The sequence below is a fragment of the Crocinitomix algicola genome, from assembly GCF_001661595.2.
GTDB lineage: Bacteria > Bacteroidota > Bacteroidia > Flavobacteriales_D > Crocinitomicaceae > Crocinitomix > Crocinitomix algicola.
Genome location: NZ_LYPF02000028.1, coordinates 25,783 through 51,169 on the forward strand (window position 1 = coordinate 25,783; position 25,387 = coordinate 51,169).

The window sequence follows — 25,387 nt, forward strand, 5'->3', positions numbered from 1 at the left end:
AACGGTATTTAAAGCCCTTATTCAATAAATACTATTCGTCATTTGAAATCAATTCGAACAATTCGCTTAAATCTGGTGTGATAATAATTTCAATTCTTCTGTTTTTGGCTTTATCGTGCGGATCAACAGGTTGGTATTCTGATCGTCCGGAAGCCGATATGTGCAGGGGATTCATTTCGCTATTGCCCAGCATTATTTTTACCACAGATGTTGCACGCAATACGCTGAGTTCCCAATTGTCTTTTGGATGCACAGCACTGCGCAAGGCGTCGCTATCGGTATGCCCTTCAACTAAAATATCAATGTCTTCTTGAGCTTCTAATACCGCGGCTAAATCTATGATGGCTTTTTTACCTTGTGGATTAACTGCTGTGCTTCCAGAAGGAAACAATAATTGGGCTTCCATGCTTACATAAATTTTCCCATCGCGTTCTTCAACAGAAATTCCTTTATCCGTAAATCCGCGTAAAGCAGAGGCAATTTTTTCTTTCAATAATTTTGAGGCTTCGTCTTTATTGCGGAGCATGCTTTCTAATTCTTTAATGCGTGCTTCTTTTTGTGACAAGGCGCGCTCGCGGGTGTTGAGCTCTTTTTCCAATTTGTTTAACCGGTCTTCTTTGGCTTGTAATTCAATTCGGGTTGCTTCTAAATCTTGCAAAAGTGAGGCATTAGAGGCCGAACCTGATTTGAGCAATTTGGCATATTTATCTTCTAAAACTTTATTGAGTTCTTTGGTTTTATAAAGGTCAACGGCCAGTTGACGGTATTCATCTCCTAACCGAGCGGTATCGGCTTGTAAGGTTTCAAAGCCTTTGCGCATGACTTCAGTTTGGACATTTAATTCCTTTAACTGATTTTCAAAATCAATTGCTCGCGATTTATAGGATGCTTGTTCTTCTTGACATTGTGCATATTTTGCCTCCAGGTCTTTGTACTTTTTAATGGGTACACAACCTAACAAACCTCCCAAAACTATGAATATTACTAGCTGCTTCATTTATGCAAATTTCAATACTTACAAAGATGCTTAAAATACCGCCTTAATTTAAAGGGGTCAATTTGGAGTTATGAACAGTAAACTTTTGATTTCCAAAATTAATTGGCTTTTACAAATTTCCCCGACTCTAGAAGGTCGTTAAATTCGTCTAAAATGACATAAATATAAGTGCCTGCAGCAAGGTCAAGTGGGATGTTTACAAAGTTTTTATAATTGGCTTGGTCGTAGATAATTTTTCCGTCAATTGTGGTGACAGAGAAGGATAAATCTTTATCCCCTAAATGCGTTCGTGGTACTAAAATACTTTTTTCATTGATGAAAGGCGTAGAAGAAACATAGGTTTTTTGGTTCGCCGAATTGAGGGTTTCAATAGGAAATGAAAATAAGTATAACCCATTTTGTCGATCAGAGATAAGGATTTGATCTTTTTCGGGGAAAACATAAACCCCCCATGCACCGTTCAAGCGATACTTGGTTTCTTGTTCAAACGTATCGTAATGTCCAATTTCTTTGAAAGGCCCGCGGGAAATATCGTAAATTCTTAAGCCCAAATTATAGTAGGATACAAAAGCGAGGTTATCCAAAAGTATGATATTGTGTGGCACATAATCTTGATAACCTTTCGACGTGCAATAGCCAACAATTGAAATGGTGCTTAAATCACCGGTCCAACGGCAAATTTTTATACGAGTTCCTTTTGTTTCATCAATAAAAGCATAGGTTCTTCCATCAGGCGAAAGCCATCCACTGTGATTGTATCCCTGTGCCGGATAAAAATCTAAAATTCCTAATTGTTTAGGGGTATCATCGCTAAAATCATAAACATGTAAACCGTCAAACGCACAATTTAAATAAGCCGTATCATTTCTCACATAAGCATCGTGTACGTATGTTTTCTCCGTAAAAGTATAATCAAGTACAGGCAGTGTTGGGTTGGCAATATTTAGAATTTGCATGCCCGTATTATTTGCTCCACAGGCGTATAATTTTGCTTGCAAGGTATCGATATAAATATTGTGACAGATTTGAAAAAAATGAGGTTCGTCATACACTTTATGGACCGAATCAGGCAAATAACTCAAGTCAAAAATTTGCAAGCTGCTGGTTCCTTCATCACATACGCCGTATAAAAAGTTTTTATAGATTTTATAATCGCGATGTACGACATAAGGGCTTTGAAAGGCGCCGGGTTCAAAATGCAATTCCACCAATTGGTTTTTTACAATCTCAAAAAAATGGGTTCCCATATTAGAACCAATAACACAATACTGTCTACCGTTTTGATAAAACCCCCATACATCATTATATATGGCATCCTCAGACCCCATAGGTAAGGTCTTGTCCGTCCAGTGATCCAATAGCGTTACATTTCGTTGATCCTGAGCGAAAACTCCATTAAAATGAAGCATAAAAAGAAAGAGGGTTAAATACTTCAAAATTTTTATTTCTTGCAAAATTAAGGCCTTTTTTAATATGGAAACATACCGTTTATCCAAATTCCTTGAGTTTTAGAAAATATTAACGAATGAATTGCCGTTAAATTGCATTCACATATTCGTTAAAAAACTACTAAATTAGTCCCCTAATAAACGATTAATAAAAATAACTTATCTTAGCAAACCTGTAAGAAATTTTGAAGAACCTAGTAATCATACCAACCTACAACGAGAAGGAGAACATTGAAAAGATGATTCGCAAGGTATTCTCGTTAGAGGAAAAATTTCATCTCTTAATTGTTGACGACGGATCGCCTGACGGAACAGCAGCTATTGTAAAGGAGCTTCAGCAAGAATTTCCTGAAAGATTACATATTGAAGAGCGCGCTGGAAAATTAGGTTTAGGCACTGCATATTTACATGGTTTTAATTGGGGATTGGCGCGTGACTATGAGTATTTCATAGAAATGGATGCAGATTTTTCACACAATCCAGATGACTTAGAACGACTTTTGGCCGCTTGCAAAAAAGGGGCGGATCTCGCCATTGGTTCGCGTTATGTCAAGGGAGGAAAAGTGGCAAACTGGGATAAAAAACGGTTATTACTTTCCTATTTTGCTTCATGGTACGTTCGCACAATTTTATGGATTAAAATCAAAGACACTACTGCAGGGTTCAAATGTTATCATCGCAGTGTTTTGGAAAAAATAAATTTTGATGCTGTTACATTCAAGGGCTATGCATTTCAAATTTGCATGAAATATGCGGCATTAAAACACGGTTTCAAAGTTGTTGAAGTTCCCATTACATTTATTGATCGAGAGTTTGGAACGTCAAAAATGAGTACAGGTATCTTCAAAGAAGCAATTTTTGGTGTTTGGAAAATGCGAGGATTGAAACTCTAATTCACATTTTCATTTCAACTTCTTCTTCTTACGGATTTATAATCCTTAAATTTGCTTGAAAAATTGCAAAAATGGGGAAATATCTACTAAAAAACGCACGCATAGTTAACGAAGGAAAAACAATTGAGGCAGACCTACTAATTGACGGAGAACGCATTAGTAAGATTGCGACAGCAATTAGTGATTCAACCGCAGAGGTTATTGATCTTGCTGGAAAATTATTGCTTCCTGGTATGATTGACGATCAAGTGCATTTTAGAGAGCCAGGTCTTACGCACAAGGGAAATATTTATTCTGAATCACGTGCTGCAGTTGCGGGAGGTATTACTTCATTTATGGAGATGCCAAATACAAAGCCTAATGCATTAACGCAAGAACTGCTTCAAGACAAATATGATATTGCCGCAAAGAATTCAATTGCCAATTATTCATTTTTTATGGGTGCTTCAAATGATAATATTGAAGAGGTGTTAAAAACCGACCCTAAAAATGTATGTGGTGTAAAAGTATTTATGGGATCTTCAACTGGAAATATGTTAGTTGATAATGAAAAAACCTTAACCGGAATTTTTTCACAATGCCCAATGCTTATTGCCACGCATTGTGAAGATGAAGCAACCGTAAGAAAAAACTTAGCTACTTACCAAGAGAAATATGGTGAGGATATGCCGGTAAAATATCATCCTGAAATTAGAAGTGAAGAAGCTTGTTACCTTTCTTCTTCAATGGCGGTTGAATTGGCGAAAAAATACGATACGAGACTCCATATATTGCACATTTCAACAGGAAAGGAAACCCATTTATTCAGAAATGATATTCCATTGTCAGAGAAAAGAATCACTGCTGAAGCTTGTGTTCACCACCTATGGTTTTCTGACAAGGATTATGATGAAAAAGGGACATTTATAAAGTGGAACCCTGCTGTAAAAACGCAAGCAGATCAAGATGAAATTTGGCGGGCTGTAAACGACGATAGAATAGACATTTTAGCAACCGACCACGCCCCACATACCATAGCGGAAAAATCGAATAATTATTTTAATGCTCCATCGGGTGGCCCACTGGTTCAACATGCAGTTCTCGCAATCCTAGAGCAAGCCTCTAAAGGCAAAATTAGTCTCGAGAAAGCCGTTGAAAAAATGAGTCATTCGCCGGCAATTTGTTTCAATGTGGAGGAAAGAGGATTCATTCGTGAAGGTTATTTTGCCGATTTGATTATTGTTGATGAAAAAGAAGGCTTAACCGTTAATAAGTCGAATATTTTAGCCAAGTGCGGATGGTCTCCATTTGAAGGACATCAATTTAAACACCGCATTGATACCACATTTGTAAACGGTCAAATTGTTTATCAAAATAATCAAGTCATTGAAGGCAACATTGGTCAAAGAATGACGTTTTCAAACTAAATTTAACTTCATTTATAAAATTGCCTACATAGCATTAATGGGTTTATTGGTTGGATGTTCCGCCAATAAAACAGAGGAAAAACCAGCAACCATTCTTCCCAAAGAAAAGGTGATTTCGGTACTGATTGATTTACAAGTGTTGGAATCGCACTTTCAACGTACTTTTAAACGACAGGAACTATATAGAGATGCCCTCGATTCTTCTTCTCAATCCATTTTTGAATCGCATCAGATTAGTAAGGTTCAGTTCGATTCAGCTTTTAACTATTACGCTGGAAATCCGGACACCCTTTATTTAATTTATGAAGCTGCATTGGACTCTATCAATTACCAAATAGACGGAGGCCAATAATTCTATCACTAAAACAATTTAATTTGCACTTTATTTTTAGTCAACAAAAAAGGCTGCCTTAAGGGGCAGCCTTTTTAGAGAATAAGTTTAATAATTAAGCTTCTACATAAGCATCAATTGGCAGACAGCTACAAACTAAATTTCTGTCTCCATAGGCATTATCGACTCTTCTAACCGGAGCAAAGTATTTGGATGATTGCAAATACGATGCAGGGTAAGCGGCTTCTTGTCTAGAATAAGGATAATCCCAATTATCCGCTATCAAACAAGCAGCTGTATGCGGAGCGTTGTGCAATAAATTATTCGATTGATCTAATCCTAATGTTTCAATATTCTCGATTTCTTTTCGGATAGCGATCATCGCTTCTACAAAACGATCCAATTCCGCTTTATCTTCACTTTCAGTTGGCTCAATCATTAACGTTCCAGCCACCGGAAAAGATACTGTAGGGGCATGGAATCCGTAATCGATTAAACGTTTTGCGATGTCAGCTACTTCTACTCCGGCAGTTTTCTTAAATTCGCGGCAATCTGCAATCATTTCGTGGGCAACAGTTCCATTTTGTCCTGTGTAAAGAATTGGATAATGATCTGATAATTTTACACGTAAATAATTAGCGTTTAAAATCGCTGTTTCTGTTGCGTCTTTCAACCCTTCAGCACCGAGCATTTTAATATAACCGTAAGAGATTAATGACACAAGTGCACTTCCATACTTTGCCGCTGAAATCGATTTAATTTCTTTAGCAGCATCAGCAGGATTTGCATTTGGGTTACCCGGTAAAAACGGAACAAGATGCGCTGCCACACCAATTGGTCCCATACCTGGTCCACCACCTCCATGAGGAATGGCAAAGGTTTTATGTAAATTCAAGTGACAAACATCTGCACCAATATTACCTGGATTAGTTAATCCAACTTGGGCATTCATATTTGCTCCGTCCATATAAACCTGTCCACCATTTTCATGGATTATTGAAGTTATTTCGATAATCGATTCTTCGTAAACACCATGTGTTGATGGGTAGGTAACCATTAAAGCAGATAAATTTTCTTTATGCTTTTCGGCTTTAGCGCGTAAATCCTCTACATCAATATTTCCATTCTCGTCGCATTTGGTAACCACCACCTTCATTCCTGCCATTACAGCAGAAGCAGGATTTGTTCCATGTGCGGATGAAGGAATCAAACAAATATTTCTTTGGTGATCTCCATTTGCTTCGTGATAGGCGCGAATAACCATTAAGCCAGCATATTCACCTTGAGCACCAGAATTTGGCTGCATGGACATGCCTGCAAAACCAGTTATCTCACAAAGGTCAGATGCTAACTCCGATAAAATTGCATCATAACCTGCAGTTTGAGCTTGAGGAGCGTGCGGGTGAATATTGGCAAATTCTGGCCAAGACAACGGAATCAACTCAGAAGCTGCATTTAGTTTCATCGTACAAGATCCTAAAGAAATCATAGAATGAACTAAGGAAACATCTTTGTTTTCAAGTCCTTTAATATAGCGCATCATTTTTGTTTCAGAGTGATACGATTGGAAAACAGGAAAATCTAATATTTTATCTGAGCGATGAAGATTTGCCGCTAAAGGACATTTTTCTTTCTGCCATTCCGAAGTAATTTGCTTGGCCTCTTTACCACTTACCTCAGCAAATATCGCCACTAAATTTGATAATGCTGCCTCGTCAATTGTTTCATCAATTGAAATTGTCAATTCTTTTTCATCGATATAGCGCAGATTAACTCCTTTACTTTCCGCTACCGAACGGATTTTGGTAGTGGATACCCCATCTGGCATTTGAATGTGTAGCGTATCAAAATACGAATCATTCAATGAAGCATAACCTAATTCTTTTAATTTACCTTCAATATGCACCGCTTTCAAGTGCATATCAATTGCAATTTTTTTCAAATGTTTTGGACCATGATAAACGGCATACATACTTGCCATAATCGCCAACAACGCTTGTGCTGTACAAATATTAGATGTCGCTTTATCACGCTTAATGTGTTGCTCTCTCGTTTGCAATGCCATTCTCAATGCTTGATTACCATCCGCATCAACTGAAATTCCAATAATTCGACCTGGAATTTGACGTTTATACTCTTCGCGAGTTGCGAAATAAGCAGCGTGTGGTCCTCCATAACCCATGGGTACACCAAATCGTTGCGTATTACCGAAAACGGCATCAGCACCCCACTCACCTGGTGCTTGAAGAACAACAAGTGACATGATATCTGCTGCAACACCTACCTTTATATCCATAGCATGAGCTGATTCAATAAAACCAGACAAATCTTTCACCTTACCATTGGCGTCTGGGTATTGAACAATTGCTCCAAAATAATCAGCACTTGCTGTAAAATTTGAAGGGTCATCCAAAACGACTTCAATCCCCATTCCTTCGGCACGGCCTAAAACAACATCAATGGTTTGCGCATACGCATTTTTAGACAAGAAAAACTTATTTACATCCGCTTTCTTCTGATCTCGCGACCTGAGGTTGTAAAACATAATCATTGCCTCTGCTGCCGCAGTTCCTTCATCCAATAAAGATGCATTGGCTAAATCCATTTTGGTTAAATCAGCCACCATTGTTTGGAAATTCAATAAAGCCTCTAAACGCCCTTGAGCAATTTCAGCCTGATAGGGAGTATAAGCAGTATACCATCCTGGATTCTCAAAAATATTTCGAAGGTTAACACTTGGTACAATTGTCCCATAATAACCTTGACCAATAAAATTTGTGAAAACCTTATTTTCAGCACCTTTTGATTTCATGTGTGCCAAATATTCATTCTCAGACATTGCCGGTTTTAAATCCAATGGCGCCTTTAAACGAATTTGATTTGGAACTGTTTTTTCTACCAATTCATCAATAGAATTAACTCCAATAGCCGCTAACATTTCTTTTTTCTCAGAAGCATTAGGACCAACATGTCTGTCTTGAAATATCATGTGTTTCTAGTTTTAAAAATAAAGCCCAAAAAAGGCGGTACAAATATAACCATATCGGATTGATTTTGTTTTAATTTTAGGTTGATAATGCAAGGGATAATTTATTTAGCATGTCGTCTACTATATTGCTCACAAAAATGCGCATCCTTGTTAATAAATTCACTCATGGGATTTAAACAGTATTACTAACCTTAGAGATAAATTCAGAACTTTAGACTAAATTTGAATAAAATCAATATTTGTCCTCATGAAAGTTTTTTTAACCACTTTTCTTTTTACTGTTTTAGTATTCAATGCCTATTCACAAGAGCAAGATTCGTTGATTTTACTCAATGGTAAAGTGATTCGCGGTGAAATAAAAGGTGCAGACGTCGACTTTATCAACCTGAAAGAGCTTGATAAAAAGGGGCGCGTATACGATACTAAAATCGAAAAATACCGTGTTTTTTCATACACACAAGGCGGAATGGAAACAGTGGTCTATCAACAGAATGATGAATTCAACAATTTCCTCACTGTAAAAGAAGCAAAGCATGTCAGTTTAGGAAGCTATGATGCCAGACAAAACTTTAAACCACATTTCGTTTTTTGGTCGAGTTTTGCATTGGGCTTAACAGCGAGTATTTGGGACACTTATTTACTACAAAAATCAATCGATAATGAGGCATACATCGGTCCTCATACATCTGGTGGCTTTTTTAAATCTAAACCCAGTCTATTCCCAGTGCTTGCTCCGGTAATACTCTCTGTAGGTTGGTCTTTTCCAAGCTTTAAGGTAAAAGAAAAGGACATGATTCAAAAACACCTACTAAATGATGTTGATTATTATCGCGGTTTTCATCGTATCGCAAAACAAAAAAGAATGTTGGGTGCACTTAAAGGTAGTGTGTTAGGTATTGCTGCAGGCATGGTAACTTACGCCGTTTTTAAACCGTAACGACTTGCGATCACTCCAACAATTCATACAATTTCTAGTTTATTCAAATTTATGGATTGGATTTGGGTCGGCATGTTTTTCGTGGCAATTCTACCTTATCTACGAGCTAAAACCAAACTTAAATATCATTCTATTCGCTTTTTTCGGTACAATTCTTACCTACACTTTTCAGCGCTCTGTAAAAATAATTCAACAAACTAAGCTCAATAACAATCGCCTAATTTGGATGCAATCTCATCCAACAACCGTGAAAATTATCATCATTAGCTCAGCAATTGGATTAATCATTACTGCCCTAAACGTTCAACCATCCACCTACCTACTTTTAATCTTTGCAGGCCTAATTTCAGTTTTCTATATTGTAAAATTACCTGGTAAAACGAATACGAACCTTAGAGATGTTCCTGGAATTAAAATATTTTTAATTGGATTAGTTTGGGTAAGCATTACAACGGTACTGCCTTATTTAAATCTTAATTCCTCAACATTAAAATTTCCTGAGACCCTATTTTTCGCAAACCTTTTGTATGTCATCGGAATTACAATTCCCTTTGACATACGGGACATTCAATTAGACGAAACGAATAAAAAAACCATTCCTCAATTAATCGGAATTAAACCTGCGATTGGACTTGCAATTCTACTGGTTTTATTCAACCTTCTCCTGCTTCTATCTGTCACCAACCATTCTATTTGGTTATTGGGCATTAACAGTATCATGGCAACGATTTTGCTAATTGGCAGTATCAAACCACGAAAAGACCTTTATTTTTCATTTTTGATAGACGGTTTACTTATCCTACAACCGCTCTTGTTATACTTGGCGCTTTACGGTTTATAGACCTGATCTAAAACAGCACAGAAAATTGACGCCGCCTGTTTTAAATCATCCATTGTATGAGCTTTTGAAACAAATCCAACTTCATAACCGCTCGGTCCGATATAAACCCCATTATCCAACAATAAACTATGGATTGTTTTAAAATCAACCATGGTCGCAGGATCTATTTGATCCGCCTTTCTTATCGCATCATGTTCACCAAAAGTCAACCAAAAAATTGATCCAATAGAAACAAGCTCGAAAGGATAATCATTTGATTTAGCATAATCGTTAATTGTACCCGTAAAATATTTGGTGCGCTCTTCTTGATCTTCGTAAAAACCATCTGCCAAACAAGCTTTAATTTGAGCTATTCCGGCCGCCATTGCTACTGGATTACCACTCAAGGTTCCAGCTTGATAAACATCTCCTAACGGAGAAACATGTCCCATAATTTTATTAGAAGCTGCATAGGCCCCTACCGGTAAACCTCCTCCTATAATTTTTCCATACGTCATAATATCAGGTTGAATCCCATAATATTCTGCCGCACCCGCAAATGCTACTCTAAATCCACTTATTACTTCATCAAAAAACAACAAAATATCATGCGCTGTGCAGATTGAACGAAGAAATTTCAAAAACGATTTCTCTTGAAGTAGCAAACCGTTGTTAGCAGGTATTGGTTCTATGATAATACACGCAATATCTTTACCATGTTCCGCAATGCAATTCTTAACTGCTTCCTCATCATTAAGTGGCAATACAATAGTTTCTTGTGAAAAACTTTCCGGTACACCCGCCGAAGAAGATGTGCCAAAAGTTACAAGGCCCGAACCGGCTTTAACCAGCATCGAATCAACATGTCCATGATAGCAACCTTCAAATTTTACAACTTTATCTCTCCCCGTATAGCCACGCGCTAAACGAATCCCAGACATTACTGCTTCTGTTCCTGAACTTACAAATCTAATTTTATCGATAAATGGGTTATTATCAATGATCAATTTACCCAATTCATTCTCCAATACAGTTGGCGCTCCAAAAGAAGTCCCGTTCTGTAAAACCTCCTCTATTTTAGTTCGAACAGCCGAATTATTATGACCCAAAATTAAAGGTCCCCAACTGCAACAAAAATCGATAAATTCATTGTCATCCTCATCCCAAATTCTACAGCCATCTCCTTTTTTAATGAATAATGGAGCGCCGTCTACCGACTTAAAAGCACGAACAGGAGAATTTACACCACCTGGGAAAAGTTCTTTTGCATTTTCGAATAGTTGTTCAGATTTGTTACGAGATATCATAGCCTTTTTTATCAATGTTAGTATCTTTGAATAAATTGCAATTGCAAAACTAGTACAAACAATGGTAGCATACAAAAATTCGCTAGAATTCGCGAAAGAAAAAGATAAAAAAGACCCTTTAAATCCTTATCGTTCTAAATTTCATATTCCAGTAATTAACGGAATAGAAACTATTTACTTCACTGGAAACTCTTTAGGACTACAACCTAAATCTACGAAAGAATATATTGATAAAGAATTAGAAGCATGGAAAAACTGGGGTGTTGAAGGACATTTCGAAGCTGAGAAACCTTGGTTTTCTTATCACGAATTTTTGACCGAAAAGGCTGCGAAAATTGTTGGTGCTCAACCTTTAGAAGTTGTTATTACACATAGTTTGACCACAAATTTGCATTTATTAATGGCTTCGTTTTATCAACCTACGGAGACACGATACAAAATCATTTGTGAGAAAAAAGCCTTTCCTTCGGATCAATACGCGTTAGAATCTCAAGCAAAATTTCACGGACGCAAACCTGAAGAAGCCATCATTGAAGTAGGACCAAGAGAAGGGGAGCACCTTATTCATGAAGAGGATATTATCGCGGCAATTAATGAGGCTGGCGAAAGTCTTGCTATGGTAATGATTGGTGGTGTAAATTATTATACGGGCCAATTATTTGACATGGAGAAAATTACGAAAGCCGGGCATAATGTTGGCGCTTTTGTAGGATTTGACTTGGCTCATGCAGCTGGTAATGTAAAGTTAGAGCTCCACAAATGGGGTGTTGATTTTGCAGCATGGTGCTCTTATAAATACCTAAACTCAAGCCCTGGTGGTGTTTCTGGCTTATTTGTTCACGAAAAACATGCTCATAATAAAGAACTACCGCGATTTGCAGGTTGGTGGGGACACGATAAAGAAACTCGATTTTTGATGGAACCTGGCTTCCAACCTATTCCTGGTGCAGAAGGTTGGCAATTAAGTAATGCTCCCGTTCTTGGAATGGCTGCACATTTGGCTTCACTTGATATTTTTGATGAAGTTGGAATGGATGCATTAATTGAAAAAAGAAAAGACCTCACCAATTATCTCGAATTTTTAATCAATGATATATCTGATCGATTAGGTGATGCCTGTACGTTTGAAATTATCACACCAAAAAACGAAACTCAACGCGGAGCACAGCTCTCTATTTTAGCACATGGCATGGGTAAACCCTTGTTTGATGCCATTACCAAAATGGGGGTTATTGCAGATTGGCGTGAACCAAATGTAATTCGTATTGCCCCTGTACCACTTTACAATTCATTTGAAGATGTTTATCGTTTTTCCGAATGTTTAGAAAAAGCAATAAACCAATAATTTGAGATTAAAAATTAAACATATCGCTGTTTTCTTTGTTTTAGGAGGGATGTCAAATAGTTTTGCAATTGAACTGGACACCTTAGCGCAAGAAAATTTGTCTTATGATCCCGAAGTAATTCGCCAATACTTAAGTGGAACAGCTAGTGAAGCAATGCCAATGATGAAGCTCATGATGCAAGTTGTTGCTATACTTTTTGTAGGAATTTTTTTATGGCGAATTAGCGCAGTCTTTAGTCGTAGAAATGTAAGTAAACGACAAGACATGTTTAGTGATTCACGTTTTCAAAAGCATTGGAGAAAAAAATAAAAACGCATGGAAAAAAATGCCATTATTGTTGGAGCAGGTTTAGTAGGTTCACTTTGGGCTGTATACCTTGCAAAAGCAGGTTATAAAATAAGAATATACGAACGCCGTTCAGACATACGAAAAGCTGAGATATCAGCAGGAAAGTCGATTAATTTAGCCTTATCTGTTCGCGGTTGGACCGCTTTAAAAGGAGCAGGTATTGAAGATGCAGTCGATGAAATTGCTATTCCTATGTCTGGTCGTATTATGCACGCAGTTGATGGTGACACTACTTATCAGCCCTATGGAAAAGAGGACCAAGCCATTTATTCAGTCTCTCGAGGTGGATTAAACGCTCGAATGATGGATATTGCTGAAGAAAAAGGGAACACCAAAATTCAATACAACGCCAAGTGTATTGGTGCTGATTTAGCGGCCGGTATTGTATACCTTGAAAACACAGAAACAGGTGAAAAATTTCAAGATCAAGCTGATGTTGTATTCGCCTGTGACGGAGCATTTTCGGCCGTTCGTTACCAAGCCATGCAAAAAACCGATCGCTTTGACTATAGTCAAGATTTTATTGATGATGGTTATAAAGAGTTACTGTTGCCAGCCAACGAAGATGGCACCTATAAATTAGAAAAAAATGCATTGCACATCTGGCCTAGAGGTCGATTTATGCTAATAGCGCTACCAAACGAAGACGGTAGTTTTACCTGTACACTTTTTATGCCATTTGAGGGCGAAAAATCATTTGAAACATTAACAAACGACGAAGCAGTAATTGACTTTTTCAAAGAAACTTTTCCCGATTTCTATGAACTCTGCCCCAACTTATTAGAAAGCTGGCATCAAAATCCACTATCTTCTTTATCAATAGTAAGGTGTTACCCATGGACAAAAGGAAAATTTGCCTTGATGGGGGATGCCGCTCATGGAACAGTACCTTTCTATGGACAAGGTATGAACGGAGGATTCGAAGATTGCACGGTGATGAATCAGCTCATGGAAAAACACCAAAAAGATGGTCAAATTGACTGGCCTCTTGTTTTTAAAGAATATCAAATAAACCGTAAACCAGATGGGGATGCGCTTCAAGAATTATCAAAACATAATTACTACGTTATGCGAGATTATGTCGCCGACCCACTCTTTTTATTGCAGAAAAAAATTGAAGCTCGTTTCAGTCAATTGTACCCAAACAAATGGATGCCGTTATACAGCCAAGTTTCCTTTTCAAACATCCGTTATTCGGATGCTTGGAATGCTGGTGTCAAACAAGATGAAATCATGAAAAAAGTCATGAATAGAGCAGATATCAATGAGGTTTGGGACAGTCAAGAAATTGAAAATGCAATATTAAACCTAATCGATGCCTAACATGAAAAGTCTTTATTTACTTTTAGCAATACTCTGTTCCGCCCCTACCTTCAGTCAAATAGGCGGAGGTATTGAAAAGAGACATAAAGAAAGAAATAGCGGCAACCAGTGGAGCGCCAACCGACAAGACGCTATTTACAGTCATAGCAATAGTCATTACCGACCAATTGGTTGGCACGTTAACGCTGGAGTTACCTACATGATCGGTAATAACCCGAACGATAAAGACCAACTTTATGATTTAACACCTACAGGATTACCCGGTTATTATCTCGAAGGTGGAATGGAACATTTGTTTCGTAAAATAAGAAAAGCAGCTCATTACGTTGATTGGGGTATTGGTATTAAGCATTTCGGGGGGCAAGAAAAGTTCAACCTAGACCCTATCGTCGATCGTGGCAGTTTTAATTTCGGTTCAGTTTTCGTTCGAGGTGGCATTCATAACGTTTGGCAATTGTCAAAATGGAATTTTATTGATCAATCCATCGGTATTAATCTAGACTATCGAATCTATGGTGGTAAAGACCATCAGGCAACCGGTAAATACTTATCCCCCTTACCTTCGGATAATCAAAGTAAACTCGTTGGGCAACTGCACTACACCTTTGGTTTTGGTTTTAAAGTAAAAGACGGATTGTTTTTTGTGCCAACCATCCAAACCCCAATTTTAACTGTACTGGAGTTTAATGATTTTAATCCATCTCATAAGTGGTTTAACAGTCGCTACCAACCGTTAATTGTTTCTTTAAAAATGGCATGGTTGTGGCCAAAATCAGGTTGCCCTAAAGTGTTTAGCGTTGACGGTCAAAGGCAATCAGATCAGTTTCAAATGGAATAAGTCTTTTTATTCTTTATGGGCGTTCCGTTTTTGCACCGATAACGGATGCAAAAATCGGCGAGCTTTCCGCTCATAGTCCTCAACGTCTGCAACGTTTGCGGGCTATCCACTCCAATCTCTAACGCAGGATTTAATAGCGAGCTACGGTAATTTAAACGTCTTATTCATTCATACCTAATCTCAATTTTCAACACTTTTAATTTCATGTAAAAATGGAATTGCCTTAGCATTCACCCTTACTGATGTCATGAGCAAATTTTACTTCTATCGAAACGAATAATAGATAATACCCTTTCCTGATACATACATGTATTAATGCTATAAAAATGCTGTTTAAATTGCAATATGAAACGTACTATATTGTATTGCTGTTTTCAAGTCTTATACTTTAATTTTAGCTATAGTCAATGGCCAGCCAACACCAACATGTTCAATAAGAATTATGCTAGTATTATTGCTAGTCAGGACACTTTGACTTCTGGAAACATTTTAACACTATCCCATAACACTATTTACGAATGCATTCATTTAACTGACTCAATGAATAATATCCATTTAATTGATATAAGGGAAATAGGTTCTCCTGGATATTGTATTCTTTATGAGGATCAGGAAACTGCGGTGCTATTCAAATACCGTGGATCAGGATCTGAAAATCCCGTTTTCTACCTTTCCGTGAGTAAAACCAACCGCGAACTAAAGTGGATAACAGAAGTAGAACCTTAGGACATTACTCGTCTCAACAAATGTTACTTTGCTCAGTCAACGTTCGTAGTTAAGGCATCCTTATTTATACACTTCACTAAAACGAAATACTACTTCTTACCACCATTTAAAGAAAATTAGCACAAAAAAAGGACTGTCCATTTAGTAATGAACAGCCCTTAATTATTTGTTTATAGGTTTCTTTATTCTTCGGTTCCTACAATGTGTAAGTTACCTTGTCCGGCAAACTCTTCACCGTTATCTGTTACTGCAGAATATGAATAGAAGTAAACACCATTTTTACAAGGTGACCCTGATTTATCAGTTCCATCCCATCCATCGTTTATATTTGTAATTCGACCAACTTCTACACCCCATCTGTTCACAATCACACATTCAAAAGATGAAATAGATGCAGAATTAAATGAGAAGGTAAACACGTCGTTTATACCGTCACCATTCGGTGAGAATGTATTAACATCCACAAATCTTATTGGCTCAAATACTTCGATAATCTTACACGTCGTATCTGAACATCCATTTTTATTTTGTGCAACTAAACAAACATCTACTAAATAAGACTCTCCTCTTGCTTCATAAGTCGTATCCATAATTTCGAAATAATTATGTGACAAATACCAACCTGAACCCGGTGTATCCAATGACCAGAAGAATGTTGTATCTGCTAAAGGATTCAAAGGATTCGCGAAATACAATGACTTGTTTTCAAATGAAACTTCAACTGGTGCTGTTCCTTTTAAATCCGCATTTAATTGATCAGAAATTACGTCAAAATCAGCAATTGGATTCAATGAATCAACTGTAATGGTTCTTGTAATTACACATCCATTATTATCAGTTGCTGTAATAATATAATCACCAGGATTTCGTCCACCCCATGTCGTTCCAGTAGAAGTATTCCCTGTTTCAACTTCAGTCCATAAGTAATCATAATCAGGTGTCCCACCAGAAGCAGAAGCAAAAACTTGCCCATTTCCATTTTGGTAACCGTATACTCTACAGTAAGCAGGGTCATAACCTGTATCACTATTGAAGTATAACGAATCCGGCTCATTCATTGTTATGTCAATTACATTTGAACATCCTCTTGAATCATTAATGGTTAATACATAATCACCTGCTGGAATATTCACTGTATCTGCATCAGGTCCGTTCACAACGTCTGCCTCAGGTGCCCAGAAATAATACATTGGATTATTAATGTCTTCACCTTTTACAGAGTCAATAACAACGTGACCTAATTCACCAAAACACAACGGCTCTACAATTCGGTAAAACGCCTCTAATTGAGGAGGATCATTAAGTACAATAGTAGCTGAAGCTGAACAACCAGAACCATCCATTACCTCGATAAAATATACTCCTGATTCTAGAGTATTCGCTGTTGTTGAACCTTCTTCGTTTAACACTGTTCCGTCAGCATCTTTAATTTCGATATCGAATGTTCCACTTCCTCCAGCGATAAATGCTGTGATTGAACCATCGCTAAATCCAAAGCAACTTGGCTCATTAAATATCACGTCCAAAATCGGTTCAGTATAAATGATGATTTCTTTTGTAAATGTACTTGTACAACCTTCATCTGTTGTTACCGTCAAGGTTATCGTATACTCACCAACTTCTGAATATAAATGTGAAGGATTTTCGGCAGCAGAAGTAGAACCATCACCAAAATCCCATGAGTAATCATCTATAGCACCAGCAGGGATAGTAGAGAAGTTTACAAAATCAACCTCATTAATGATACATGTACTACCCAATCCTTCAGCGGATGAAATACCATCAACTTCATACTCAAAATTAGCTTCAGGTTGCGGATATACTTCAACAATAAACGTGGCAAAATCATCAGGACATTCACCTGTACCAAGCACTGTATAGGTAAATTCATACACGCCAGCTAATCCAGTCACGTCAAATACGCCTGTTGCTTCATTAAATTGCCCTGAGAAAGTCTCTTCTTCAAAACTTCCTAATGGGTTAGCACCAGGTGTAATTAAATCATGTAAATCAATTAAGGTTCCATCTGTACCACAAAGTGAGATCGCAGTGTCATTTCCAGCAGCGCCTAATCCTCCGAAGTCAATTTCTAAAAGGACAGCATCAAAACAACCTCCAGCAGTATCACCAATCATCAACCAAACTTCATCATCTGGTCCCATTAAAGGGCCTTCAAAGATTGGTTCAGTTTGTTTCGCACTATCCGGCATTTCAGAGAAGAAATAAGTCACCGTATTATCAATGCCATTAATATCCTCAAAAACTAAATCATTAATATCGAACTCTTCACAGAATGATCCTGGATCCTCTATTTCAATCTGCGGTCCTTCTGTAAACTCCACAATAATTGTTTTTGTAATCGACTCAGTCAAACAATCTGAAATAGGTGTACCAACAACAGTATACGCTGTCGTTTCATTTGGCGTAACAACCACCGTATGCCCTTCTGTCTCTAAATCTGGATCAAACGGATCAGAAGACCATTCCCATTCATAATCATCTGCATTTGGACCATCTACAGTTAAAGTTACTGGATTACCTTGACAAGACTGAGCCGTATCCACCACGGGGTTACATTGGCTGATAACACCACCTCCAACTCCACCTGCAGATTCATAGTCAATATAATATAAACTCGAGAAAGCTCCTTCTACAGCATCTCCACTCAGTACAATTGCATAGGTGAAATTAACTGTATCATTATCAGGAATATCCGTTTTGTATGCAATAGAAATCGCTCTATCTCCCACATCAACTGCTCCTACTGCTCCCTCTAAAATACCGGCTGCGTTCCATATATCAGAACCGCTTCTGTTCGCAAATCCTTTATGCGAAACTCTAAATTTATCGCCTAAAGCACCAAATCCTAAATAACTATCGTGCGGCGTGAATTGCTCTGCAGAAACTAATGATTTTTGACAATCACCACTTGGCTGAGAAACAATCGTATTTGTAGTTACGAAAGTACCTCCAATTGATTGGTTGTTATCCGGGTCAACATTTCGATAATAATAAACATCTGTTAAATCACTCCCTGATCCGTTGTACATTGTAATTTCTGTGGTATAAAACAATTCATGTTTAACCAAATGATACTTTACATTGACAACAACACCAGCAACTTCACCTTGCCACTCTACCGACATACAATCACCTTCTTCACTATAAAGCGGATAACCTGCATGTGGCACAATATCATCATCAGCACCGCCTGCATTGTTATTATAATTTACCCCATCAATCTCTACTCCATACCCATTCTCTGGAGAACCCGGTGTAAAGAAGTCCCCATCATGTAAAGCCGGATCCCAACCTGTATCACCCGGATCCGATACGAATCCACATGGGGTACCAGGAGCACCACCTCTATAGTGGAATCCACCTCCAGTGGCCGTTCCTTCTTTACCTTTTGCTCCATCGATTGCAATATTTACATAATCTCCAATGATGTAAGCATTTCCTCCAATAACCTGACCGTGAGAAGCAAAACCAAACATTAGTCCAACCCCCAAAGTGATTATGGATTTTAACTTATTTGCTAAAAACATATTCCTCATTTTTTAAGATTATTTACAGATTGATTGAAGATACTCGTTCCACCAAGTAACATCGTATGCCGCAGCTGCTCGATCTGCATGAATTTGAATTAAAACCAAACCATTATCGAAATCTGGTGTTAATGTCACTAAATTGTTAGAATGGTATCCACAATGTTTGCGAGCATCAACTGCCGACGTCCATCCAAAAACAGAAGCATCTGCACTGTAAAACTCTTTTAAATCAATTGAGCTATCTAATTCGATACAATACGATTCATTAATTGTCGCGGAAGCATATTCAACATCAGAAGACTGACTAAATGAAAATGAAGCCACTCCAAGCGTCAGAACTAGGAAGATTTTTTTCAAATTATTCATTGTTTTTATTTTATTATCTCCTTCGCATTCCAACGAATCCATGTTTACAATGCGAAGAGAATTTACGTTATTCATAAGGTTAGACTGCATACTACAACCAAAAGTTGCTTGAATGTAAAAAAATTCTTAAATCTATATTTTCTCCTACTTTATAAATCGTAAAATTAATGTATAACAGTTGAAAACAAAGCGTTTCAAGATTTGCGAACAAAAGTTTGGTAAACTGTTGAATTTTTAACGTGGTAAAACAAAAAAACCCCCTGCATTGCGCAGAAGGTTACACCTTTTCAGTGGGTGTTCTAGGTTATTATCTGAATCTAATACGAATCGGGACTGTAAATCTCACACGAACTGGTTTACCCGCATTTTTACCAGGCTTCCATTTCGGCATTTTCTTTACTACATCGGTAGCAGCAGCATCCAATTCATCATTCACACTCCCTTCAACCACCACTTGTTCAATCGAACCATCTCTATTGACAACAAAGCCCACATACACGGTGCCTTCTTCATACTGCGCATATTCGGGAATATCAATATTGTCGCGAATAAAATGTGCCATTGCGGCATCCCCTCCTGGAAATTCTGGTGGATCTTGAGATATTGGTAAAATTTCATTTGAAGGAACGACATAAGTAAAGCCTTCTTCTACCTCTCCCTCGCCTTCTCCATCACCTATCACAATAGTCTCATTTGTAACAGTTATTTGTTGGCCATCAACAGGGTCTTTATCAACAAGTATAAGTTCATCGTCCGGAGTAATTATACTTGATCGTTTCTCTTGTTTGGGTTGATGGAATACAGGCTCATATAATGGTTCATCTAAATAAAGCACTTCAGGCTCATCCAATCGTTTTACCTGCTTCTGGTCTGGAGTTATAGTCGAGTATTCGAATGCTGCTAAACATAACGAACCTGATACGATAAGTCCAATTTGAAAAAAAGCGAACCGTTTTCTTTCCAAGTCCACTTTACGATTTTTTTTTGCGATCATTTCAATACGTTTTTAATTAAACATATTGCAGTGATTGCAAGACTTATGCCAAAACTTTAACCTGCTGTTATACTACTACTTACAACAGTTGTATTCGTTAAATATTTGTTAAACCTTTAAGCGCAATTAAACCTTTTCTTTCGGACTTTGAAAAAATAAAGATAAAATATTACCCACCAGAATGATAGCCCCCATTGCAATCCATAAATAACCCCACTGACTAAAATCAAAATCTTCGGGATGCCACAATGTGAGTAATGAGATTACGAGAATTATAGCAATTGCCAACACTGTTCCGATAGCAATATTTTTACCTGCCCTGTGCTTAATTTGTCGTAAAACAATTAATTCGAAAACCAAAATAATTAGTGTGATAGGGAGACTGAACAACGCAGCTGAAAAGTTCAATTGAGGAATAATTTCCGCATCATAATAATGAATGTTATCCATGTCATTTAGGTAGTCAATTATGTCATTTGTTTTCGCATTGTGAATACTTGCTCCAAAATAAGCTGCAATGAGTATGAGCAAAAAAGCGATAATTGCGATTATCAAATGTTTTGGTCTTAAATTCGTGGTCATAACCCCTATTTTTAATTATTCAAGCTGCTTTCTTCGTGCCGCTGAACGTAAAATTAAAAGAAAAACAATTAGTGAGTCCTTACAACTTTTAGTAAATCGATATATTTGTAGCAAATTTTAGTTATGTCAGAAAAAATTAGTGCTTCTAATGCACCCAAACCTGTTGGCCTTTACCCTCATGCGCGAAAAGTAGGAAACTTATTATTTTTGTCTGGAGTTGGACCACGTGTTGCTGGTTCAAATGCTAATGATTCGGCCGTGCCAGGTTTAGAACTTGATCACAACGGAAATTTTAAAGCTTTTGATTTTGAAGCACAATGTCGTTCTGTTTTTGACAATGTAAGAACGATATTAGAAGCATCGGGGTCATCGTGGGAGAACCTTGTTGATGTAACAGTATTTCTAGTAAATATGAATAGAGATTTTCACGTTTACAATAAGGTGTATGCAGAATATTTTAAAGACAATCAACCTTGTCGTACTACTGTCGAAATCAACAAACTGCCGACTCCTATTGCTATTGAATTAAAATGTATTGCTACCATCGATTAAATAAAAAAACATGATTGGATTAATTCTAAAATCAATATTAACACTTTCTTCTCTTTTCTTTACAATCTTCTTATTCTATGATGGTTCATGGGGATGGGGAATAGTATTCATTTTTGTTACCGCTTTAATTGGCTTGTTCATCTTCAGGAATGAAAACCTCATTCTTGCTGCTCTTCAAATGCGTCAACAAAACATGGAAAAAGCGCAAAAATATTTGGGAAGAATTAAGCATCCTCAGTTTTTGCTAAAGGGACAACGAGCCTATTTTTATTATTTAACGGCAATAGCGGGATCAACATCAACCTCGATGGGTCAAGTGGAATCACTTTTTAGAAAAGCCTTAAGTATTGGCCTTAAAAAAGAGCATGACCAAGCCATGGCAAAAATGAATATTGGTGCAATATGCCTTCAAACTGGGCGAAGAAGAGAAGCTGATGTATTGCTAAAGGAAGCTAAAAAACTAGACTCAAAAGGCATGCTAACAGAACACATTAAAAGTCTCCGAAAACAAATGGGGCGAGCTACATCTCAAAACCAAATGCGCATGGCTCAAATGAGCAAAGGCAGACGTGGTAAAATGCGCTAATCTATAAAAACCTTCCTAGTAATTGATCTGTAGAAAGTTGATTGAGTTTCAAGGTAAACCTTATTTTATCGGCATAATCTACACCAGCAGGAAAGATATCTTTGAGTGATTGAGATTCGTAAAGCGGAAAATAAATACTAAAAACCTCTCCTAATCGAAGACCTAAACCTGCATCATAAACACTTTCATAGTTAGTTGACTCAGCGGGAAACATCCCGTAATCGGCATAAGCTACTACAAATGGTAGAACTGGTAGATCGACAATCATATTTGCTGTAAACAGTGATTGATTTGCCACTTGAATTGCATTTGTTTTAAAGCCTCCCTGATTCTCAATTCGTTGATTTGACCAAATTCCAGACGAGCGATTTCGTCCAAACATATACTGTTCATAATGCGCATCTTGTGTGCCTGTTTGACCTCCCAACGCAAAACCATAACGACTTGATTCTACTCCATTACTGAATAAATTTTGTCCATAAAATAATCTCAAGGCTATTTGTTTACGCTTTTTCTTTAAATAGGTAAACCCGTATTGTCCTTCTACACTTGCATTAAGAACTTCAGACGTAGATACCGCCCAATTATAACCGTTTTCAGCATTAAAATAATCTGTCCTCACCTGAAAAGATGCGGCGTGTCGTTCTTTCGCATAACTAAGTCCGTACGTAGCGAAACCGGCAAACATTTCATTACTTATTCCATTCCCTTGTTCCGAAATATATCCACCTGAAACACTAACTTTTTGGCGGTAGGGTTTTTTAACAATTGGTTTGCCGATCATCAAGTCAATAAAAGGTTGAATGGCATAATAAGTTGTAGGTTTTGTTATTGCCTCTGTCGATAGTGCATTTAATCCATTTCCAAAAGTTTTTCCCCTTACACCGACACTGATCATTTTAAAATGCTTCTTTGGAACCCAAGAATATTTAATATTTGCGAATCCGGCCAAATCATTCCTCCCAAAAGAATACATTGGTGCAAGTGCATATTCCAATTTATTTTTTGGAATGGTCGTATTATGAAACATTAATCCAATCATGAAATCATCATAAACATTACCACCTAAAATGGGCAACCAATAACTATTCCATCGATTCGGTTCATTATCTCCCCCTAAAAACTCCATTTTTAAAGGCTCAACTCGCTTGAACAGACCTTTTCTTGACCAATAATTATTATTACGGTTTAAATCAGGAATTTGCTGGTTATAATCAATCACAATCTGATCATAATCAGTTGCATCAAAAACCGCTTCCTTCATTTTATCTCCGGGCTCAAGCCATACACTATCCACAATTTCGTTTTGACGCAGAGCGTCCACTCGTATTGGGCCATTAACTTGACCTGTATTTCGTACCTTTACAATTGATTTGCCCCCTTTTCGCTTAACCGATTGTATTTTATAATCAATTTGGTGAGTCGTTTCAATTAAATCGTGGAACAACCAATGTAAATCTTTACCCGAAACCTCTTCAAGCACTTGTTTTATATCCTCTGGTTGCGGATGCTTGTAATGCCATTTATCATAATAAGTTTGCATGGCCTGGTCGTATAATTCATCCCCCAAATAATCTTTTAGATAAGTAAACACCAGTCCTGTTTTTGAATAGACAATTGCGCCATAATTAAGCGAAGTAAAATCCGCGGAGTGCAATTCAATCGGTTGATCTAATCCGTATCCTGCCGTAAATTGATAAGTTAAATCTGCCATGTCATGGTGGTTTAGGTGATCAAAGTGTAATTTGGCGACAATCCCATTAGCCATGTCAGACATCCTTTTATTATTCGGGTACTTAGTTTGCATATAACGAATCTCATTCATGGTATTCAATCCTTCATCCATCCATGCATGATCTCTTTCATTCGAACCCAGTAAACCATAAAACCAGTTATGTCCAACTTCATGAACGATAACCACTTCCAATTCCATTTTTGATGATGTATTGCCAATTACTGTAACATTTGGATACTCCATCCCACCACCAGCACTAATCGTTCCATCAACTGCTGTAACCTGATTATAAGGGTAATTACCGTTCCATTTAGAATAATAATAAATTGCATCGTTCAAATATTCAATCGAATTTTCCCACAATTCAGCGTGATGCGGCACAAACATTGACCAAGATGTAACTTTTCGATTCGAATTGGGTAATTGAACCTCTCCTTTTAAAACTTCGAACCGTTTATCAGCAAACCAGCCAAAGTCATGCACATTATCTTGCGTATAGCGGATCGTTTTCAATGTATCGCTAGAAGGTGGAAACTTTGTTGATCTTTTACCACTATTCGCACTGATAGAGGCATCTGCATATTTTTCCTCAGTAAGCTTCGCTTTAGCATTAAGAAAGTCTATTTCTGAAGCTGTTTGTAAATCACCAGTTGCTCCAACAACATAATTTTTTGGTAGTGTAATTTTCACATCAAACGAACCATATTCGGAATAGAATTCACCTTGGGTTAAATAAGGCATTTGGTGCCAACCATCCTGATCGAACACCGCTGGCTTAGGATACCATTGAGTAATTTGATAGGACTCTTCAACAAATCCCAATCGAGAGATACTACCTGATGGTATTTTTACGCGAAATGGTGTTTCTACTAACATAGATTCTCCGGGTTTCAAGGGTTTGGGTAAAATTAATTTACAAATATCGATGTGAACAGAGTCATATTCCCAATTTACCGCAATGCCATTCACTTTGAAATCGAGCGAATCTATAAAACCAATTTCTTCTGAACTCGCTTCGGCTAAATTTTTATTCCCCATACTTTTTAATTGCTTCGCCAACGCTGTTTCATTATTTTTATAAGCATTAGGCCATAAATGCACGTAAATAAAATCAAGTTCTTCTGGAGAATTATTTGTGTATTTAAATGCCTCAAATCCACGAAGCATATTCTCTTCATCAAATAATTGCACAGCAATATTATAATCAACACGTTGCTGAAAATAAGACTGTGCTTTTAAAGGTAAAACAAGAACTAAAAACAAGAATACTACTAAATACTTCATATGGCTTTTTGGATAAATGATGAATAGG

The 25,387-nt window shown here is 37.3% G+C and carries 21 protein-coding genes; 12 read left to right on the plus strand and 9 right to left on the minus strand.

All coding sequences use genetic code 11. The features are described 5' to 3' along the window. Positions 1-31: 31 nt before the first annotated feature. The gene (locus A8143_RS15330) at positions 32-997 is read right to left on the minus strand and encodes an OmpA family protein (protein ID WP_066759803.1); all 966 of its coding nucleotides are present in this window, start codon (positions 995-997) and stop codon (positions 32-34) included. A gap of 98 nt (positions 998-1,095) precedes the next feature. After that, the gene (locus A8143_RS15335; protein ID WP_139134390.1) at positions 1,096-2,433 is read right to left on the minus strand and encodes an LVIVD repeat-containing protein; all 1,338 of its coding nucleotides are present in this window, start codon (positions 2,431-2,433) and stop codon (positions 1,096-1,098) included. 194 nt (positions 2,434-2,627) lie between these two features. Between A8143_RS15335 and A8143_RS15340 the strand changes: the two genes are divergently transcribed. The 3 genes from A8143_RS15340 (at position 2,628) to A8143_RS15350 (ending at position 5,096) form a co-directional block, all read left to right on the plus strand. Next, positions 2,628-3,338: a polyprenol monophosphomannose synthase gene (locus A8143_RS15340; RefSeq protein WP_083261415.1), complete on the plus strand. Its 711-nt coding sequence runs from the start codon at positions 2,628-2,630 to the stop codon at positions 3,336-3,338. A gap of 71 nt (positions 3,339-3,409) precedes the next feature. After that, on the plus strand, positions 3,410-4,744 hold the full coding sequence (locus A8143_RS15345; protein WP_066759806.1) for a dihydroorotase: 1,335 nt from the start codon (positions 3,410-3,412) through the stop codon (positions 4,742-4,744). A 37-nt stretch (positions 4,745-4,781) separates the two neighbouring features. Continuing rightward, positions 4,782-5,096 carry a DUF4296 domain-containing protein gene (locus A8143_RS15350; protein ID WP_066759812.1) on the plus strand — a complete coding sequence of 105 codons (315 nt, stop codon included), beginning with the start codon at positions 4,782-4,784 and terminating at the stop codon, positions 5,094-5,096. Positions 5,097-5,190: 94 nt separating this feature from the next. Here the strand turns inward: A8143_RS15350 and gcvP are convergent, their stop codons facing one another. Then, positions 5,191-8,064, minus strand: a complete 2,874-nt coding sequence (gene gcvP / locus A8143_RS15355) for an aminomethyl-transferring glycine dehydrogenase (RefSeq protein ID WP_066759819.1) — start codon at positions 8,062-8,064, stop codon at positions 5,191-5,193. 247 nt (positions 8,065-8,311) lie between these two features. Between gcvP and A8143_RS15360 the strand changes: the two genes are divergently transcribed. Then, positions 8,312-9,001 carry a hypothetical protein gene (locus A8143_RS15360; protein ID WP_066759821.1) on the plus strand — a complete coding sequence of 230 codons (690 nt, stop codon included), beginning with the start codon at positions 8,312-8,314 and terminating at the stop codon, positions 8,999-9,001. 4 nt (positions 9,002-9,005) lie between these two features. After that, a complete protein-coding gene (locus A8143_RS15365) occupies positions 9,006-9,842 on the plus strand; it encodes a UbiA prenyltransferase family protein (RefSeq protein ID WP_066759823.1) in 837 nt (278 codons plus the stop codon). Here the strand turns inward: A8143_RS15365 and hemL are convergent. Next, positions 9,830-11,125, minus strand: a complete 1,296-nt coding sequence (hemL, locus tag A8143_RS15370) for a glutamate-1-semialdehyde 2,1-aminomutase (protein WP_217494822.1) — start codon at positions 11,123-11,125, stop codon at positions 9,830-9,832. The two genes, A8143_RS15365 and hemL, sit on opposite strands and share 13 nt — an antisense overlap. Before the next feature lie 64 nt (positions 11,126-11,189). On the opposite strand from hemL, the gene kynU reads away from it, so the two are divergent. The 5 genes from kynU to A8143_RS15395 all read left to right on the plus strand — a co-directional run bounded on the left by kynU (position 11,190) and on the right by A8143_RS15395 (position 15,709). Beyond that, positions 11,190-12,473: a kynureninase gene (gene kynU / locus A8143_RS15375; RefSeq protein WP_066759825.1), complete on the plus strand. Its 1,284-nt coding sequence runs from the start codon at positions 11,190-11,192 to the stop codon at positions 12,471-12,473. 1 nt (position 12,474) lies between these two features. Then, positions 12,475-12,783: a hypothetical protein gene (locus tag A8143_RS15380; RefSeq protein ID WP_066759827.1), complete on the plus strand. Its 309-nt coding sequence runs from the start codon at positions 12,475-12,477 to the stop codon at positions 12,781-12,783. A 6-nt stretch (positions 12,784-12,789) separates the two neighbouring features. Then, the gene (locus A8143_RS15385; protein WP_066759835.1) at positions 12,790-14,145 is read left to right on the plus strand and encodes an FAD-dependent oxidoreductase; all 1,356 of its coding nucleotides are present in this window, start codon (positions 12,790-12,792) and stop codon (positions 14,143-14,145) included. A 1-nt stretch (position 14,146) separates the two neighbouring features. Continuing rightward, the gene (locus A8143_RS15390; RefSeq protein WP_139134391.1) at positions 14,147-14,983 is read left to right on the plus strand and encodes a hypothetical protein; all 837 of its coding nucleotides are present in this window, start codon (positions 14,147-14,149) and stop codon (positions 14,981-14,983) included. 345 nt (positions 14,984-15,328) lie between these two features. Continuing rightward, on the plus strand, positions 15,329-15,709 hold the full coding sequence (locus tag A8143_RS15395; RefSeq protein WP_139134392.1) for a hypothetical protein: 381 nt from the start codon (positions 15,329-15,331) through the stop codon (positions 15,707-15,709). 182 nt (positions 15,710-15,891) lie between these two features. Here the strand turns inward: A8143_RS15395 and A8143_RS15400 are convergent, their stop codons facing one another. From A8143_RS15400 to A8143_RS15415, 4 genes are all read right to left on the minus strand, one after another. After that, on the minus strand, positions 15,892-19,266 hold the full coding sequence (locus A8143_RS15400) for a PKD domain-containing protein (protein WP_083261416.1): 3,375 nt from the start codon (positions 19,264-19,266) through the stop codon (positions 15,892-15,894). 9 nt (positions 19,267-19,275) lie between these two features. After that, positions 19,276-19,626 (minus strand): hypothetical protein, encoded by a 351-nt coding sequence (locus A8143_RS15405; protein ID WP_139134393.1) that lies wholly within the window; start codon positions 19,624-19,626, stop codon positions 19,276-19,278. Positions 19,627-19,933: 307 nt separating this feature from the next. Continuing rightward, positions 19,934-20,620, minus strand: coding sequence for an energy transducer TonB (locus A8143_RS15410; RefSeq protein WP_066759842.1), 687 nt, complete (start codon positions 20,618-20,620; stop codon positions 19,934-19,936). Positions 20,621-20,746: 126 nt separating this feature from the next. Further along, on the minus strand, positions 20,747-21,202 hold the full coding sequence (locus A8143_RS15415; protein ID WP_066759843.1) for a hypothetical protein: 456 nt from the start codon (positions 21,200-21,202) through the stop codon (positions 20,747-20,749). A gap of 123 nt (positions 21,203-21,325) precedes the next feature. Between A8143_RS15415 and A8143_RS15420 the strand changes: the two genes are divergently transcribed. Both A8143_RS15420 and A8143_RS15425 read left to right on the plus strand, forming a co-directional pair. After that, on the plus strand, positions 21,326-21,754 hold the full coding sequence (locus A8143_RS15420) for a RidA family protein (RefSeq protein ID WP_066759844.1): 429 nt from the start codon (positions 21,326-21,328) through the stop codon (positions 21,752-21,754). 10 nt (positions 21,755-21,764) lie between these two features. Next, positions 21,765-22,340, plus strand: a complete 576-nt coding sequence (locus A8143_RS15425; protein ID WP_066759845.1) for a tetratricopeptide repeat protein — start codon at positions 21,765-21,767, stop codon at positions 22,338-22,340. A gap of 1 nt (position 22,341) precedes the next feature. Here A8143_RS15425 and A8143_RS15430 read toward each other — a convergent pair whose 3' ends face one another. Beyond that, the gene (locus tag A8143_RS15430; protein WP_066759851.1) at positions 22,342-25,359 is read right to left on the minus strand and encodes a M1 family metallopeptidase; all 3,018 of its coding nucleotides are present in this window, start codon (positions 25,357-25,359) and stop codon (positions 22,342-22,344) included. Between the last annotated feature and the right edge of the window lie 28 nt (positions 25,360-25,387).